The 15,829-nt window shown below is 46.9% G+C and carries 13 protein-coding genes, 1 tRNA gene and 2 pseudogenes; 7 read left to right on the plus strand and 9 right to left on the minus strand.

The genetic code is table 11. The features are described from left to right. Positions 1–13 precede the first annotated feature (13 nt). Positions 14–4,054 carry an ATP-dependent RNA helicase HrpA gene (gene hrpA / locus DXE44_RS05170; RefSeq protein ID WP_197712846.1) on the minus strand — a complete coding sequence of 1,347 codons (4,041 nt, stop codon included), beginning with the start codon at positions 4,052–4,054 and terminating at the stop codon, positions 14–16. A gap of 59 nt (positions 4,055–4,113) precedes the next feature. Between hrpA and argA the strand changes: the two genes are divergently transcribed. Continuing rightward, entirely contained in the window at positions 4,114–5,478 is a 1,365-nt protein-coding gene (gene argA, locus DXE44_RS05175; protein WP_114653174.1) for an amino-acid N-acetyltransferase, read from the plus strand. A gap of 61 nt (positions 5,479–5,539) precedes the next feature. Continuing rightward, positions 5,540–5,812, plus strand: coding sequence for an oxidative damage protection protein (locus DXE44_RS05180; protein WP_114653176.1), 273 nt, complete (start codon positions 5,540–5,542; stop codon positions 5,810–5,812). Positions 5,813–6,033: 221 nt separating this feature from the next. On the opposite strand, the gene rpiA is transcribed toward DXE44_RS05180, so the two are convergent. Beyond that, positions 6,034–6,744, minus strand: coding sequence for a ribose-5-phosphate isomerase RpiA (rpiA, locus tag DXE44_RS05185; protein WP_114653179.1), 711 nt, complete (start codon positions 6,742–6,744; stop codon positions 6,034–6,036). A gap of 109 nt (positions 6,745–6,853) precedes the next feature. Here rpiA and tal point away from each other — a divergent pair, with 109 nt between their 5' ends. Both tal and trxC read left to right on the plus strand, forming a co-directional pair. Beyond that, entirely contained in the window at positions 6,854–7,822 is a 969-nt protein-coding gene (gene tal, locus DXE44_RS05190; RefSeq protein ID WP_114653181.1) for a transaldolase, read from the plus strand. Between the two features lie 29 nt (positions 7,823–7,851). Continuing rightward, positions 7,852–8,274: a thioredoxin TrxC gene (trxC, locus tag DXE44_RS05195; RefSeq protein ID WP_114653183.1), complete on the plus strand. Its 423-nt coding sequence runs from the start codon at positions 7,852–7,854 to the stop codon at positions 8,272–8,274. A 23-nt stretch (positions 8,275–8,297) separates the two neighbouring features. Here the strand turns inward: trxC and DXE44_RS05200 are convergent, their stop codons facing one another. The 3 genes and pseudogenes from DXE44_RS05200 to rnr form a co-directional block, all read right to left on the minus strand. Beyond that, positions 8,298–8,483 carry a YgaP family membrane protein gene (locus tag DXE44_RS05200; RefSeq protein ID WP_114653186.1) on the minus strand — a complete coding sequence of 62 codons (186 nt, stop codon included), beginning with the start codon at positions 8,481–8,483 and terminating at the stop codon, positions 8,298–8,300. Positions 8,484–8,517: 34 nt separating this feature from the next. Continuing rightward, positions 8,518–9,273, minus strand: coding sequence for a 23S rRNA (guanosine(2251)-2'-O)-methyltransferase RlmB (gene rlmB / locus DXE44_RS05205; RefSeq protein ID WP_114653188.1), 756 nt, complete (start codon positions 9,271–9,273; stop codon positions 8,518–8,520). Between the two features lie 29 nt (positions 9,274–9,302). Next, a pseudogene (rnr, locus tag DXE44_RS05210) lies at positions 9,303–11,688 on the minus strand (ribonuclease R). Positions 11,689–11,831: 143 nt separating this feature from the next. Here rnr and DXE44_RS05215 point away from each other — a divergent pair. Beyond that, positions 11,832–11,918: transfer RNA gene (locus DXE44_RS05215), tRNA-Leu, on the plus strand. A 54-nt stretch (positions 11,919–11,972) separates the two neighbouring features. On the opposite strand, the gene DXE44_RS05220 is transcribed toward DXE44_RS05215, so the two are convergent. From DXE44_RS05220 to DXE44_RS05230, 3 genes and pseudogenes are all read right to left on the minus strand, one after another. Beyond that, entirely contained in the window at positions 11,973–12,470 is a 498-nt protein-coding gene (locus tag DXE44_RS05220) for a hypothetical protein (protein WP_114653189.1), read from the minus strand. Between the two features lie 51 nt (positions 12,471–12,521). Next, a pseudogene (locus DXE44_RS05225) lies at positions 12,522–13,212 on the minus strand (dienelactone hydrolase family protein). Between the two features lie 37 nt (positions 13,213–13,249). After that, the gene (locus DXE44_RS05230; protein WP_114654359.1) at positions 13,250–14,479 is read right to left on the minus strand and encodes an MFS transporter; all 1,230 of its coding nucleotides are present in this window, start codon (positions 14,477–14,479) and stop codon (positions 13,250–13,252) included. A gap of 84 nt (positions 14,480–14,563) precedes the next feature. Between DXE44_RS05230 and DXE44_RS05235 the strand changes: the two genes are divergently transcribed. Continuing rightward, complete coding sequence (locus tag DXE44_RS05235; RefSeq protein ID WP_114653191.1) at positions 14,564–15,058, plus strand: hypothetical protein; 495 nt, start codon at positions 14,564–14,566, stop codon at positions 15,056–15,058. Positions 15,059–15,130: 72 nt separating this feature from the next. Further along, complete coding sequence (locus tag DXE44_RS05240) at positions 15,131–15,286, plus strand: hypothetical protein (protein WP_162785885.1); 156 nt, start codon at positions 15,131–15,133, stop codon at positions 15,284–15,286. 270 nt (positions 15,287–15,556) lie between these two features. Here the strand turns inward: DXE44_RS05240 and DXE44_RS10640 are convergent, their stop codons facing one another. Next, entirely contained in the window at positions 15,557–15,814 is a 258-nt protein-coding gene (locus DXE44_RS10640; RefSeq protein ID WP_231970582.1) for a hypothetical protein, read from the minus strand. Between the last annotated feature and the right edge of the window lie 15 nt (positions 15,815–15,829).

Below are 15,829 nucleotides of genomic sequence, written 5' to 3' on the forward strand. Positions count from 1 at the left end.
CGGTCAATTTGACCTAACGCAAGCTAGCCAAGACCTTTTCTAGCCGTTTTAAAGACATTGGGGTTGGGGTCTTTAGTTCCTGGGCGTATAAGGCCACCCTCAACTCCTCAAGTTGCCAACGAAAATCCGTCAATGCTTGGTCTTCGACCATGGCGTAGGTCGCAGACCCGCGACTACCTTGAACCAACTTTTGCCATGGCCTAGCAACCGACTCCCAATCCTTTTGACATTGGGCATCTCTAGCAGGATTGGCGCGTAATTTATCAATTCGCATCGCAATCGCCTTGAGATATCGAGGGAAATGTACTAACTGGCCATATGGTGTGTCTGATACAAATTTCGGGAAAATCAAACCCTGAACTTGCGCTTGAATATCTGTATATGCGCTAGCAGAAGCAACCTTAGCTTGAGCTAACTTCTTCTGGAGGTCTGCGTGAGCCTGCAAGGCCGCTAGGGCATGCTTTGAAATCTCTTGAGCAATTAAAGCTAATCGAGGCTTGCCTGCTTGCAGACGCTCAGCAAATTGCTCTGAATTTACTGGTAACGGATCATTCATAAATGCCCGCTCAAGAGCAAGATTCAGAATTTGCTCAATCAAACTCTCTACTGAGCCTACATTGATAAATAGTAAGCCGAGCTCCCGAATTCCGGGAAGCTGCTTCTGAAGCGCCTTAAGCGTATCTTTATTTGATAAAGCGAAAAGTCTTCGCAATCCTTGCCAGTGATATTTCCTAGCCTCGAGTAAATCATCAAAAACCTCAAGATCACATGACTCAGTTCGATCCACTAAAGCTGGATAACCGAATAAAGTGCGATTACCTTTCTGAATCTCTAGAGTTTCAGGTAACTCCCCAAAATCCCAGCTTCGATAACCACCCTGTTCTACATTTTTTACTGACGAGTTATTAATACTCTGATTGACATTGCTGGCAGTATTTGACGTGCTTGCAGGAGCTTCGGCGCCTAGCTCTTCTTGAACCGCCTGCTGGGCAATCGCCTGGAATGCAGTTCGAGCAGTTTCTCCGTGCTCGGCACGCAATTGAGATAAATTGCGCTCCAACTCAAGCTGGCGACCATGCTCATCCACCAGGCGAAAATTCATAGATGAATGAAGCGGCAGAGATTCTGGCCTGAAATCCGTACGCTTAATTTCCAAACCACGCTCTTTACGAATATCCGTAATTAAGCTATCTAAAAAGTCACCTACTCCAAACTGTTTTTCTGCCAGCATGCGCTCTAAGAAGGATTTTGCATACTCAGGCAAAGGCACACAGTGACGCCGTAATTTCTGGGGAAGTGATTTCAGTAGCAGATGGATTTTTTCCTCACACATACCTGGCACCAGCCATTCACAACGACGCCCATCGACCTGGTTCAATAGCGTCAAGGGAACAACGAGAGTGACTCCATCTTTGGGGCTACCGGGCTCAAAGTGATACGTCAGACTTAGATCAGTTCCACCAACAATCATCTTTTTGGGATAGCGATCGACGGTAATGCCTGCAGCTTCATGGCGCATTAAATCTGCTTTAGCTAGACGCAAAAGAGAGTCTGCACTCTGATCCTCAGAATCCTTGCTCTTTGCTGCATTCTTGAGCCAGGCTTTCATGCTCTCTCTACTGAGAACATCTTTTGGAATACGTGAATCATAAAAAGCAAACAGGAGGTCATCATCCACCAAAACATCCGAGCGACGTGAACGATGCTCTAGAGCCTCGATCTCTTTAATCAGTCTGCGGTTATGCCAGAAGAATTCAAAACTACCTGGGTATTTTTTTCTTGCATCAGCCTCAGCCTCCCGTATCAATGCTGGGGTATCCATACGCCCGAACATTTCTTCCTGAACCAAGGCTTGCTTAATAAATAACTCACGAGCTTCTTCTGGATTATGAGACTCGTAACGCACTCGGCGACCGTGATATATCGGCAAGCCATACAAAGTGCCGCGCTCAAATGCCATGACTTCACCTTGACGACTATCCCAAAAGGGATCACTCAAGGATTTAATCAGGCGCTGAGCTGCAACCTTTTCAACCCACTGAGGCTCTATCTTGGCAATCGTGCGGGCATACATGCGATTGGTTTCTAGAAGCTCGCCCGCCAAAATCCAAGCGCCGGCTTTCTTGCCAATAGTTAAACCTGGCCAAATAAAGGGACGAATCCCCCGAGCACCAATGTAACCACCCGTCTTGCTACCGCGCTCTTGAGATTTCTCATCCTCTTCTTTTTTAGCAACATAACCTAATAGGCCGGTTAATAAAGATAGGTGAATTTGTTCATAGGTAGCTGCGGAGGGGTTTTCTTTCCAACCCTTTTCACCAAGCATCGTATGTAGCTGTCCATGAACATCACGCCATTCACACAAGCGTCTTGGTGATAAAAACTTACTGCGGCACAGATTTTCTAATTGGCGATTGCTATGCTTATGCTGCAGGGCATCTTGATACCAATCCCAAAGCTTCACAAAACTTAGAAACTCGGAACGCTCGTCCGCAAACTGCAGGTGAGCTTGATCGGCAGCAGCAGCCTGATCCATCGGTCGATCGCGCGGGTCTTGCGTGGCTAAAGCGGAAGCAATGATGGTGACTTCACGTAGTGCGTTTTGTTCTTTAGCAGCCAAGAGCATGCGTCCGATACGGGGATCCAGTGGAAGATCCGCCAATTGCTTGCCCGTGGGCGTCAACTTAAAGCTATTGTTAATGTCTTTGTTGTCACCTACAGCGCTCTCGTCATAGACGATGGCACCTAACTCATCTAGAAGCTGCACGCCATCGGCAATTGCTCGACCCAAAGGCTTATCAATGAATGGGAATTCTTGAACGCGAGGTAAGCGTAGAGAACTCATGCGAAGCAATACTGCCGCTAGTGAACTGCGCAGGATTTCAGGATCGGTAAATTTGGGTCGATTTGAATAGTCTTGCTCGCTATATAGACGAATACAAATACCATCCGATACACGACCACAACGACCCGCCCTTTGATTGGCTGCAGCCTGAGATATTGGCTCAATTTGTAGCTGCTCTACTTTGTTGCGATAGGAATAGCGCTTCACTCGCGCTAAGCCACTATCGACAACATACCGAATATTGGGAACGGTTAATGAGGTCTCGGCAACGTTAGTTGTCAGGATGATGCGTCGACCATTACCCGGATTGAACACACGCTCTTGCTCTGCAACGGATTGGCGAGCAAAGAGACTTAATATCTCCGGATGAAACCGTTGCTGCAGAACATGATCTTTGCGAAGCGCTTCAGCACAATCCCGAATCTCTCGCTCCCCTGGCAAGAACACCAAGACATCGCCCGCACCTGCAGCACCCTCTCGCCATACATTGGCGATTGCTTCAGCTACTGCATCAGGAATTTCCTTGGCCTCTTTAGACTCTTTTTTGCCGTCTGGTTTTGCATCAGGTTCCAGAGGTTCATAGCGCCGCTCTACCGGAAAGAGACGCCCACTGACCTCAATTACTGGGGTAGACTTCCCATTTAAGGCGAAATGATCTGAGAAACGCTTAGCGTCGATAGTCGCTGAGGTGATGATTAGCTTGAGATCTGGACGTTTGGGCAATAACTGGCGGAGATAGCCCAATAGAAAATCAATATTGAGGCTGCGCTCGTGGGCCTCATCGATGATGAGTGTGTCATAGGCGCGGAGCTGAGGGTCTCGCTGGGTTTCTGCGAGCAAGATGCCATCAGTCATTAGTTTGATGGAGGCGCCCTGACTAGTCTTATCAGCAAAACGGACTTGATACCCGACGTCTTGACCGATTGGCGTGCCCAGCTCCTGGGCTATACGCTTCGCTGTGGCTGTCGCAGCGATACGGCGAGGCTGTGTATGTCCAATCAGCCGGCCGCCATTGATGGTGCCCTTACCCAAGTCTAGACAGATCTTGGGTAATTGGGTTGTTTTACCTGAACCGGTCTCACCACAGACAATCACCACTTGGTGAGAGCTCAAGGCATCCTTAATGATTTGACGCTGGCCTGATACTGGCAACTCCTCCGGAAAGCGAATTTCTAGCCGTCGCGAGGTGTTGGAAGCAGGCACAGTCATAGGGCTTGCTTTGGGTTTTTGTTGGTTTATAGGCTCTTGCACCCTATAATTTTCTCACTATGCCAACAAATGCACCAAACCCCGGCTCAAACGCCGAAGAATCAAGCTCCAACTTTCCTTTTGTAGGATGGCTGCGTGATGTTGCGCCCTATATCCATAGCTTCCGCGAGAAGACTTTTGTTATTGCCTTTGCTGGTGAACTTGTCCAAGAAATCGGCCTTGAGAATCTTATCGAAGATATCGCCATGTTGCATGCCATGGGGATGCGCATTGTTTTAGTTCACGGCATCCGCCCTCAAATTGAAGAGCAACTCATGCTCCGCAATATCAAGAGTCAATTTGGTGCTAGTGCCATGCACAGTTATCGCATCACAGATGCCGCAGCCTTGGAATGCGTCAAGGAAGCTGCTGGTGAATTACGCCTCGACATCGAAGCGGCATTTAGTCGCGGCTTACCGAATACCCCGATGGCAGGCTCACGTATTTCAGTGATCTCGGGTAACTTTATTACAGCAATGCCTGTAGGCGTGGTTGAAGGTATTGATTACATTCATACTGGCTTGGTACGTAAGGTGGACTCCACCTCCATCAAACTCTCGCTCGACAGCAACAAAATCGTCTTGCTCTCACCACTGGGCTTCTCGCCGACAGGGCAAGCATTTAATCTTGCCTTTGAAGATGTTGCCGCATCGACTGCTGCCGCACTCAAAGCAGATAAATTAATCTTCCTCAGTCCCTACGCTGGCCTTAAAGATGAACAAGGTGATTACATTACCGAACTCTCGATGCCCCAGCTACATGAATATATAACCCAGCATCCTGAGCTTGATCTAGGCATGAAGAGCTTACTCAACATCTCTGGTAGGGCGATCCGTGCTGGCGTGAGCCGCGTGCACTTCTTACCATGCAATCAAGATGGAGCACTCTTGGAAGAGCTCTTTACCCATGATGGTATCGGCATGATGTTGGCCTCATCGGATATTGAGAATTTACGCGAAGCGAATCAAGATGACGTTGGTGGTATCTTGCAACTCACTAGCCCACTCGAAGAGGAAGGGATTTTGGCTGCCCGCGGACAAGATGTAATTGAGCGTGATATTCAGCGTTTCTCTGTTATTGAGCATGATCGCGTTCTCTTTGGTTGTGCAGCGCTCTTCCCCTTCCCTAATGGCGTTGGTGAACTTGCTTGCCTCGCAGTAGATCCTGGTGTTCAGGGCTCCGGCGACGGAGAGCGTTTACTGAAGCGCGTTGAGATGCGGGCAAAGCGGGAAGGCATTAAAAAACTGTTTGTTTTAACCACCAGAACCGAGCACTGGTTTTTAAAGCGCGGCTTTAAGCGCGCCTCTGTTGACGATCTTCCTGAAGAAAGAAAGCAGATCTATAACTGGGATCGCAAATCCATGGTTCTCACCAAAGATCTTTAAGCTTTCATAGTTATTTTTTTATTATTTGTATTTAGTACACCGTATTTGAAAGGCATTACAAATGGCACGCATGGTTCAATGCATCAAACTCAATAAAGAAGCCGAAGGTATGGACTTTGCTCCACTACCCGGCGAGCTAGGTAAGAAGATTTGGAATCAAGTCTCTAAAGAAGCTTGGGCTGCCTGGTTAAAGCAACAAACCATGTTGATTAATGAGAATCGCCTGAATATGGCTGATCCTCGTGCTCGCCAATACCTACTCAAGCAAGTTGAAAAGTACTTCTTTGAAGGTGACGCAGACACAGCTCAAGGCTATGTACCGCCTACTGAGTAATTTTTTTAAGTATCTCTTGACGAGTCAAATCCAGAGGCATAGGATTGAAGCGTAGTCGGTCAGATCTTGTGATTGGCTACATTGGCGAAAGCCACTACTTGTAAGCATATCTATGTGCTTATGGGCACTGGGAACTAAATCTCTTCCATTTGCCTGCGCCATGAAGAGTCATGGCAAACAAACCCGATGGATCAGCTTGCTGCCCCGTCGGGTTTTTTAATTTAGAAAGTAATTCTGCTCACGCCAGACGCATTGCTAACTAACAGGGTATTAGCTTTCTCTTTTGCAAATAATCCAACCGTAATCACGCCGGCGATTTGATTGATTTGCGTCTCAAGCGCAATTGGATCTGCAATCTTCAGGCCTGCTACATCCAGAATCCACCCGCCGTTATCTGTGACAAAAGGCTGACTTGGCGTCTGCCCTAAATCTGAACGAGTCTCTTTGGTCATTCTCAGAGTGACTGTACCGCCCAGCTTAGCCAGCCCTTGAGTCACAACCCCTTTAGATAAAGGAATAATCTCCACCGGCAAAGCAAAGTTACCCAAGACCGGCACCTGCTTAGAAGAGTCACAAATGCAGATAAATTGCTTTGCCATCGAGGCAATAATCTTTTCACGAGTGAGCGCGCCGCCTCCACCCTTAATCATGTGACCAGCAGGATCAATTTCATCGGCACCATCGACATAAGCAGGAAGTTGATCCACATCACTGGGATCCAGGACCTTAAAGCCGTGTTTCAACAAGCGCTCAGTTGTAGCATTAGAGCTTGATACCGTTCCGGCAAAATGATCCTTATGGGGTGCCAAAGCGTCAATAAAGCAGTTAGCGGTTGATCCAGTTCCAATACCCAGAATCTGACCAGTAGGCAGCTTTAACACCTCATCCCGCGCTGCTTCACCCACTAATTGCTTTAGTTGATCTTGATTCATGATCTTGCCCGATATCCTTATCTAAACTGGAACAGCCTTATTTATGCATCTATCATATGATATTCAATCTGCTTTACTGATTAATTAAATAAGAGCATTCAAGATCCTCATGACTTCATCCCCTACCGCGCTGAGCCAACTCAAGCAACTGACTACCGTCGTAGCCGATACCAGCGACTTTGAGCGCATGCAGGAATACCAGCCCCAGGATGCGACTACTAATCCATCTCTGATACTGAAGGCTGCACAGCAAGCTAACTATCAGGCCTTGGTAAACCGGGTCAAATCAGCCCATCCTGGTATGAAGCCAGTCGATTTGGTTGACCATATCCTAGTGGCTTTCGGCCTTGAGATTTTGAAAATCGTCCCAGGTCGAGTTTCGACCAAGGTCGATGCCCGCCTATCTTTTGATACTCAGGCAACCATTCACAAAGCAAAGCACCTCATTGCCCTATATGAGTCTCATGGGATTGATCGCAAACGCGTCTTGATTAAATTAGCCGGCACTTGGGAAGGCATTCAGGCAGCCAAAGCTTTAGAGGCAGAAGGCATTCATTGCAATATGACATTGCTTTTCTCTTTGGTGCAAGCTGCAGCCTGCGGCGCAGTCAATGCGAAATTAATTTCACCCTTTGTGGGACGCATTACCGATTGGTACAAAGCCAAACTTGGCAGTAAATGGAACGATGTCAATAATGGTGGTGCAAATGATCCTGGCGTTACCTCCGTCAAGCGCATATTCCACTATTACAAGCACTTTGGCGTTGCCACTGAAATTATGGGTGCCAGCTTTCGCAACACCAGCCAAATATTAGAACTGGCTGGATGCGACTTACTCACTATTAGTCCAGAGCTTTTGGGTGATCTTCAGAACAGCGCGACTGTAGTTGAGAAGAAGCTCAATTCCAGCAATGCAGCAAGTGCTCTTGCTAGCGAAAATATCTCAGCTCTCAAGTTAGATGAATCTCACTTTAGATTACAGTTAAATAATGATGCTATGGCCACAGAAAAGCTCGCAGAAGGCATACGCAATTTCTGTATCGATACCGAGAAACTAGAGACCTTATTAAGCAGCTAAGTCCTAAGCTAAGTCACTAAGGAGTCAAAATGATCATTCATTGTCCACATTGCAATAAAGGCAATCGTGTTCCCGCTGAAAAACTCAATCAGACACCAGTTTGTGGCGCCTGCAAACAGGAGCTTCTTTCACTCCCGATCAATGCCTCTGCGGCAAACTTTAGCGAACTAGTGACTCAATCAGCAATGCCTGTAGTAGTGGATTTCTGGGCACCCTGGTGCGGGCCATGCAAGATGTTTGGGCCAACTTTTCAGGCAAGTGCTATCAGCCACGCAAATCAAGTGCTGTTTGTGAAAGTGAATACCGAAGCAGAACAATTGCTCGGATCCCAGCGGAATATCCGCTCAATACCAACACTAGCGGGATTCAAAAATGGCAAAGAAGTTCACCGTATTAGCGGCGCACTACCGCCAGCTCAGTTAGAGCAATTCATTAAGCAACTCATCGCTTAATGTTTTGTTAACCCATTACCAAATTACTTCTTAGCAGTACTAATACCCAAAATACTGTAGGCGGGACAATTGCCCATCATCCCAGTCAGCAAGGGGATGATGCCAATCCAAGCCCAAGGTCCGGTAATTCCAAAACCTGCAAGACCCATCAAGGTGACGCCAACAGTCATTCGTAGAACGCGGTCAGTATGTCCGATATTGCATTTCATAGAAGCACCTTAAATAGATAGACGGAATTGCAACTTATTGAGACTCTTTAGCCAAACGCTGCCTTAGTGCCTCGTATAAGCATACGCCACTAGCTACGGAAACATTCAAACTCTCAACAACACCCTTCATCGGAATACGCACCAACTCATCACAAGTCTCACGAGTTAAGCGGCGCATGCCCTCACCCTCCGCACCCATGACTATGCCAATAGGGCCAGTGAGATCGAGGTCATAAATTGATTTTTCAGCTTCGTCGTCAGTACCAATTAGCCAAACACCGGCCTCTTGCATCTCTTTCATGCTACGAACCAAGTTAGTAACGGTAATTACCGGCATTACTTCGGAGGCACCACTGGATACCTTGCTAACCGTCGCATTGATAGAAGCTGAACGATCCTTAGGAATGACTACCGCATCAACACCGGCACCATCAGCCACACGCAAGCATGCGCCGAAGTTATGGGGATCGGTTACACCATCCAATACCAAAAACATCACCTTGCTTTGATTACCTTCCGCATCCTCTACCACTTCGGTAATGGTGCGGGCAATCGTCATCTTTTCCGCCAAAGCTACTACGCCTTGATGGCGATCATGGCCAGCGAGTTTATGAAGGCGCTCAGCATCAGCTGCGTGTAATCGTTCACCTAAAATCTCTTCGGCCTGCTTGAGAAAATCACCCATACGACGATCACGTTGACTAGGATCAAAATAGACCGACTTCAAACTTGCCGCATCTACCCGTAAGCGCGCTTGCACTGCATGAAAACCTACCAATATTTGCTTCATCTTTACTTATCTCGATTCTGTGTTGCTCATTATTTACGACGTGCTTTAGTGCTACGAACGGGTGGCTTTGTGCCAGCAGGTTTGCCAGTAGGCCTAGAGGGCTTACCGGGCTTACCAGACTTGGCGACTTTACTTGCTGTTCGTCCAGCTTGATTCTTCGACTGATTGGCACCAAGATTACCAGCAGACTTAGCGGCATTGACGTTGATGCCAGAGTGCTTCTGCGGCTCTTTGCTGCCAGGGCGACCTTTTTTTGGGGCAGCCTTTTTATTAGGTCTACCAGTGTCGCTAGCCAAAATAATTTGACGACGATTCGTAGTTCCACCTGGCCCCAAGCCAACAGACTTGACGAGACTAAATTCAATCTTACGAGCATCCAGATCAACGCGGTTGACTAAAACATGCACGCGATCACCTAAGCGATAACGAATACCGGTTCTTTCACCACGCAGCTCTTGTCGGGCTTCGTCATACTGGAAATAATCGCCACCCAATTCCGTAACATGAATCATGCCCTCAACAAAAAGATTTTCTAACTGTACGAATAAGCCAAATGAAGCTACACCAGCAACCGTGCCCGCATACTCCTGACCCAAATGATCCCGCATGTAGTAGCACTTAAGCCATGCCTCTACATCACGAGATGCTTCATCTGCACGACGTTCATTAGAGGAGCAATGCACACCCAATTGACCCCAAATAGGCAAAGCAGCATTGGCACCCTTTGGTGATTTGGGTAAGCGTGTACCTTTAGCGGCAGCTTCTTTAGCATCGCTATGAGACTTCTTGGTATTTACCGCATTCTCACGACCCTTACCTTTGCGTGGCAAAGTTAAGTTGAGTGGAACAGTAGGTGGTAATACAGGCGTATAAGGTTTCTTGGCCAGAATCGCTTTAATAACTCGATGGGTCAATAGATCGGGATAGCGTCGAATCGGGCTAGTGAAATGCGAATACGCAGGATAGGCAAGTCCAAAGTGGCCCTCGTTATCAGGCTGATACATTGCCTGTTGCATCGACCGCAAAACAACCGACTGAAGCATATTGGCATCAGGACGCTCTTTGATTTCACGCATGAGCTTGGCATAGTCTTTTGGCTTTGGCTTTTCACCACCACCCAATGACAAACCAGAGGTGCGCAATACTTGGCGCAAGGTGACTAACTTTTCTTCAGAGGGTTCGCCGTGAACGCGATACAAGCTGAGATGCTTGTTCTGATCAATAAAGTCAGCAGCACACACGTTAGCCGTCAACATGCACTCTTCAATTAAGCGATGCGCATCATTACGCAAACGCGGCTCAATACGCAGAATCTTACCCAGCTCATTACTGATGATTTGGGTTTCAGTGGTTTCAAATTCGATAGCGCCCCGTTTTTGGCGTGCGTCTAATAGAATTTTGTATAAGGAATAGAGATTAGTCAGTAAAGGCCTGAAGTCAGCAAAACACGTTGCTTCAGGACCCTTGCTATTGGACAGAATCTCCCACACCGTATCGTATGTAAAACGTTGAGCAGAATGCATCACTGCTGGATAGAACTGATAAGCCAGCACCACTCCGTTGTTATCCACAACGGAGTCACACACCATACATAGTCGATCAACACCAGGATTCAAAGAGCAAAGGCCATTAGAGATCTTCTCTGGCAACATGGGTATTACCCGTCTCGGGAAATACACTGAGGTTGCGCGCAGAAGACCTTCATCGTCCAAGGGCTGGCCCGGCTTGACGTAATGGGATACGTCAGCAATGGCAACAATCAGGCGCCAAGCCTTACTCTTGCCATACATGACTGGCTCGCAATACACCGCATCATCAAAGTCACGAGCATCAGCACCATCGATGGTAACTAAAGGGACGTCACGCAGATCAACACGGCCTTCAAGATCAGATTGCTGAACTGTATCGGGCAAGGCGGCCGCTTCTTTTTTAACAGCCGCTGAAAATTCATGAGGAACGCCATACTTGCGAGCAGCGATTTCAATTTCCATGCCAGGATCATCAATCTCGCCCAGCACCTCAACAACACGACCAACGGCTTGACGATAGCTATCTGGATAGTCGATGATCTCAACGCTGACCACCTGACCTAATTTAGCGTTACCCTGACCTTTTGGCGGAATCAGAATATCGTGACCGATACGCTTACCTTCTGGCGCAACAATCAACACACCATTCTCATTTAAGAGACGACCAATAACGACTTTATTGGCGTGCAAAATCACATCGACGATCTGTTCCTAATACTCTGACATTCACTCTATCGCCGTGCATGACGCGGGACATTTCTCTTTCAGAAAGAAAAATGTCTTCACCACCGTCATCCGGGATCACAAATCCAAATCCATCTCGGTGACCTTGGACTGTACCTAAGCGGTCAGCCTCTCGTGGCACCAAGTTTTTTGCTTTACGCATTTAATTCCTTCGGCAATCCATGCCTTATATATCAATGATTATTCTTGCTTAGGCTACTGTATCAAACCACTAAGTCTGAAGGGAAAAAGCCAAAAGGGGTTAGAAAGTGGGCCAAAAGGCGCATACCTTTATAATAACGGCATGCCCAGGTGGCGAAATTGGTAGACGCACCAGCTTCAGGTGCTGGCGATCGTAAGGTTGTGGGGGTTCGAGTCCCTTCCTGGGCACCAAATACACCTACAAAGACCTATATGGGGACTAAACAGCCTCTTTTCAATAGGCGATTAAATTCCCATGGTTCGATGCAAGATCTTGGGTTTCATTTCCTCCCAAAGACTTTCAAACTCCTCTGCCCTATCCTCTGATAACTTGATTGGATTAAAGAGGCCGCCAAAAAAGATCGTCTTTTTGGGTGCCAGGGTCTTTTCAAACTCGGTAAGTCCAACCGGCTTATCGTCAATGTCGCGCGTTAACTGAGCGGAGCAGACTATAGCCTCGTCGTCATCTTGGTCGATTACCGCAAATTCGATCAATTGCTGAGACTTTTCCAGGATAACTAGAGTTCCTCGCGCGTAACAAACTGCCTCATGCTCTTGCACGATATAAGCCAAGAACTGATCTTCCTTGGCCTTCTCCATGCGTAGATCATCAATAAAAAAGAGATATTGATCACCCGAACCATTCACTAAAGTAAAAATCTTAGGAATGACACCATGAGCTAGAGCGAGATTTCGGTAATAGGAAGAAATTTCAACAGCGAGGTTTTCGGCAAAAAGATGCATGGGCAATAAAAAATTGAGATGGGTTATTCAGTAAAGATGATGAGCGGCTAATTAATTACCAAGCGCACTTCCTAAGAAGGTCATAGTCCGCCCCCATGCTAAATCAGCTGCAGCAGAGTTGTATTGCAAAGGTGGAAGATGCCTGGATGGAGTCTGCCTTAGGGTTAGCAAAGGCATGCTTAGCGTCATAACGCTGGAAATCATAGCTAGCTCCAGCAGCTTTGAGCTTTTCTTCAAGTTGATCAACACCAGCAATCGAGAAAAATTCATCGTGAAGCGCCCAATGCCCTAGCATGGGTTTTTTAATGGCAGATGCGTCAACATACTCGAGTGGCGGATAGCCATACCAAACTACGGTGCCATCACATTCTGGAACGAGCCCGGCAGACAATACTGTGAGAGCTCCACCCATACAAAAACCTGTAACAGCTACTTTGGCACTACCAGTTGCTTTGAGATATTGAACGGCACCGCGGATATCTTGACTAGCAGCATCACCAAAATTCAAATCATTCATAAGGTGCTCCGCCTCATTTGCCTCTAGAGCCAACTTGCCTCGATAAAGATCTGGTACCAAGGCGCGGTAACCTGCTTTCGCCAAACGATTAGCGACATTTTTAATTTCATCATCTAAACCCCACCACTCCTGAATCACCACTATGCCAGGAGCATTTTTTGGATTGGCGGGCTCAACTAAATAGCCTCCCACTGAAGCGCCGTCAGGTCTTTGAAATGTAATCATGACTATCTCCAATCTCTCTTTTAAAAATGAATGAGGCTTATTTCGCCTGTTTATCGGTATGAATATATCCCACTAAGCAAAAGGTAAGCAAGCCGCACAGAGCTGCTCCATAGCCAACGAGGTTGTAATGCTCCATCCTCCCATCAACCCCAATAGTTACGACCATACCCGCAATAACTGAGGCCAACCCAGATGCCAGCATCTGTACTGAACCCACTAGACTCATGAAGGTACCGCGGACTTTGGCTTCGACCACTTGACTCACAATGGCCATCGCCGGAATCATTCGTCCAGAAACCAGAACAAAAAAGGCGGTGGAGTTAATTAACACCACCCAAAGTGGTACCGGTATGAGGTTGGTTGTTACCACCAAAGGAATTAAGCTAATCACCGCAAGTACTCTGAATACCTTGACCTTACCGTAACGGTCGGCCATATGACCAATCACCCGAGAACTCATGAGCGTCGCAATACCGCCGCAAAGGTATATCAATGAAATGTAGGAGTTATCAATGCCAACGTTGGAAGTTAAATAGAGTGCGATATAGGGAATGACAGAAAATCCAGTCAACATAATCAACGCCATAAAAACAAATGCACGCAAGTGTTGATGAGCAAAGAATATGCTCCAGATTTGACTCAGGCGGCTTCCCTCATGGGTCTGACCAAGATGTCCGGTGATCTTAGGAATATTGCGGTAGCCCACATACAAAATCAGGCTCGATATCAAAGCAATAAAGATAAATGGCGCGCGCCAACCTAAGTATGGGATGTTGTTGGCCAGGAATAGACTTAGGGGAACTCCAGCCACTGTTGATATGGAGAATGCTGACATCACAGTACCCAATGCCCTCCCTCTACGCTCAAATGGAATGGAATCGGCGACGATCGTTTGAACCAATGAGCCCAGGATGCCACCAAAAGCTCCTGCAAATGCTCGTGCAATAAAGAGTGAATGGTAATCAGGAGCTAAGCCACAAAACAAGGTGGCAATAATGAAGCAGGCATACAAGCTCAGAAGTAGAACTCGTCTTTCAAAGCGATCTACAAAGTAGGTAGCAAAAATGCCGGCAATTGCTGCTGCAAAAGTATATGAAGAGAGCAGTAGGCCGAACTCATGTGTATTGATATTGAGTTCTCGAATAAATTCAGGACCCAAAGGCATCATGACCATGAAGTCCAGGATATGTGTGAACTGAATTCCGGCCAGGGAGAATAAGAAAAATTGCTCTTTCTTCTTTCCGCCTGGCATACGATGCTCGACCAAAGGGGTTTCTTTACATGAAATTAGAGATGTGCCATTATCAACCCACCAAGAAATCAATGCCTGAGCCCACTTAATATCAGCCCCATGAACAACACCATCACCGCCCTAATAGATTTTCCTTTTGCACTGCTAGCTCGGGATACCGTCTGGGGAATCACTTGTCTGGTTGTCATTCTGATATTCCATGGCAGCGCCATTAACCATGTCTATATGCGCTTTGAGCGGCTCACTCGCCAAAATCTAGCTGCACATCAATACAACCGAGTTTTCTTTCATTTCTATGCAACCTTTGTATTTCTTGCCTTAATTCACTTGTTAGAAATTCTCTTTTGGGCGGTCTTCATTCTTTTCCTTGGAATCATGGCAACCCCCCTTGCCGCAATTCTCCTGGCGGGCAGCTGCTATACAACCGTAGGTTTTGAGTCTGACACCTTGATTAATGGCTGGAAAACCTTTGCCTTCTTCATTTCGCTCAGCGGCCTCTTTTCATTGGCGTGGACTACTTCAATCATGATTGGCATGACTACCGCCTATAAAAATGCTTGGGACCAAAAGTACCGTCATACCAGCTCGTACTAAACAATTTGAATTAATTGCTGCAATGCAGGAAGATTGGGTGTATCATTAGGGTTAACCCTTAAGGAGCTCACCATGGCACATGCAAAATCAGTACAGTTTCACCAAGCACCAACCTTTAGCTTGAAGCCTTTATTGACAGTTAAGAACTTCTTTGCCATACTGGCATCTGCCTTTGTAGAAGCTAAAGCAATGGAATACAAATCACGTAAAACTAGTGGAAATTGGTAGTTTATTGCTGAATTAGCCTGTTTTTTGACTATTTTTGGTCATTTTTGAGAAAAAGCCCCTGAATTTTCAGGGGCTTTTTCTTTTCCAACCCAAGTGATTAGCGTTTAATGTAATAACCATAAACACAGCGCGAACCACCTCGCGAGGGGTTGTGCGTATCTTGAATTATTCCATCAACTACAGCGCTTAAGTGCTTGAAAACCTTCACAATTAATCTACCTTCAGGCAGCTCACTAGCCAATAGATGAACCTGGCAGCCAGCCCCAATCTTCATCGTCGGAACCCAATCAAAGCCATGACCCAGAATATAGTCATGAAAGACATTGCGATGATTGCCATTGCGGGGCGAAGATCTTCATAGACCTCCATATATGGCAATTCTGCTGCAATCGCGATGGCGCGCACAACACAGTCTCCAGCTCCACCCTTAAAGCCTGCCGCTTCCCTGCCCCCATCATTAAATTCAAAGCCCAGCGCTTGCCTACGAGCAGTAGCCAGTTTGGCAAAGGGATTTAAAAAGCTAAACATGGGATGGGCGAGGAC

The sequence above is a fragment of the Polynucleobacter necessarius genome, from assembly GCF_900095175.1.
In the GTDB taxonomy this organism is placed as follows: domain Bacteria; phylum Pseudomonadota; class Gammaproteobacteria; order Burkholderiales; family Burkholderiaceae; genus Polynucleobacter; species Polynucleobacter necessarius_I.

What these genes read in the sequence shown, in the direction of transcription:
- rlmB (WP_114653188.1), bottom strand. Translation starts at nt 9,273, where the DNA reads ATGAAGCAAATATTGGTAGGTTTTCATGCAGTGCAAGCGCGCTTACGG.
- argA (WP_114653174.1), top strand. Translation starts at nt 4,114, where the DNA reads ATGCCAACAAATGCACCAAACCCCGGCTCAAACGCCGAAGAATCAAGC.
- DXE44_RS05180 (WP_114653176.1), top strand. Translation starts at nt 5,540, where the DNA reads ATGGCACGCATGGTTCAATGCATCAAACTCAATAAAGAAGCCGAAGGT.
- trxC (WP_114653183.1), top strand. Translation starts at nt 7,852, where the DNA reads ATGATCATTCATTGTCCACATTGCAATAAAGGCAATCGTGTTCCCGCT.
- DXE44_RS05235 (WP_114653191.1), top strand. Translation starts at nt 14,564, where the DNA reads ATGAACAACACCATCACCGCCCTAATAGATTTTCCTTTTGCACTGCTA.
- DXE44_RS05240 (WP_162785885.1), top strand. Translation starts at nt 15,131, where the DNA reads ATGGCACATGCAAAATCAGTACAGTTTCACCAAGCACCAACCTTTAGC.
- tal (WP_114653181.1), top strand. Translation starts at nt 6,854, where the DNA reads ATGACTTCATCCCCTACCGCGCTGAGCCAACTCAAGCAACTGACTACC.
- DXE44_RS05220 (WP_114653189.1), bottom strand. Translation starts at nt 12,470, where the DNA reads ATGCATCTTTTTGCCGAAAACCTCGCTGTTGAAATTTCTTCCTATTAC.
- DXE44_RS05200 (WP_114653186.1), bottom strand. Translation starts at nt 8,483, where the DNA reads ATGAAATGCAATATCGGACATACTGACCGCGTTCTACGAATGACTGTT.
- DXE44_RS10640 (WP_231970582.1), bottom strand. Translation starts at nt 15,814, where the DNA reads ATGTTTAGCTTTTTAAATCCCTTTGCCAAACTGGCTACTGCTCGTAGG.
- rpiA (WP_114653179.1), bottom strand. Translation starts at nt 6,744, where the DNA reads ATGAATCAAGATCAACTAAAGCAATTAGTGGGTGAAGCAGCGCGGGAT.
- hrpA (WP_197712846.1), bottom strand. Translation starts at nt 4,054, where the DNA reads ATGACTGTGCCTGCTTCCAACACCTCGCGACGGCTAGAAATTCGCTTT.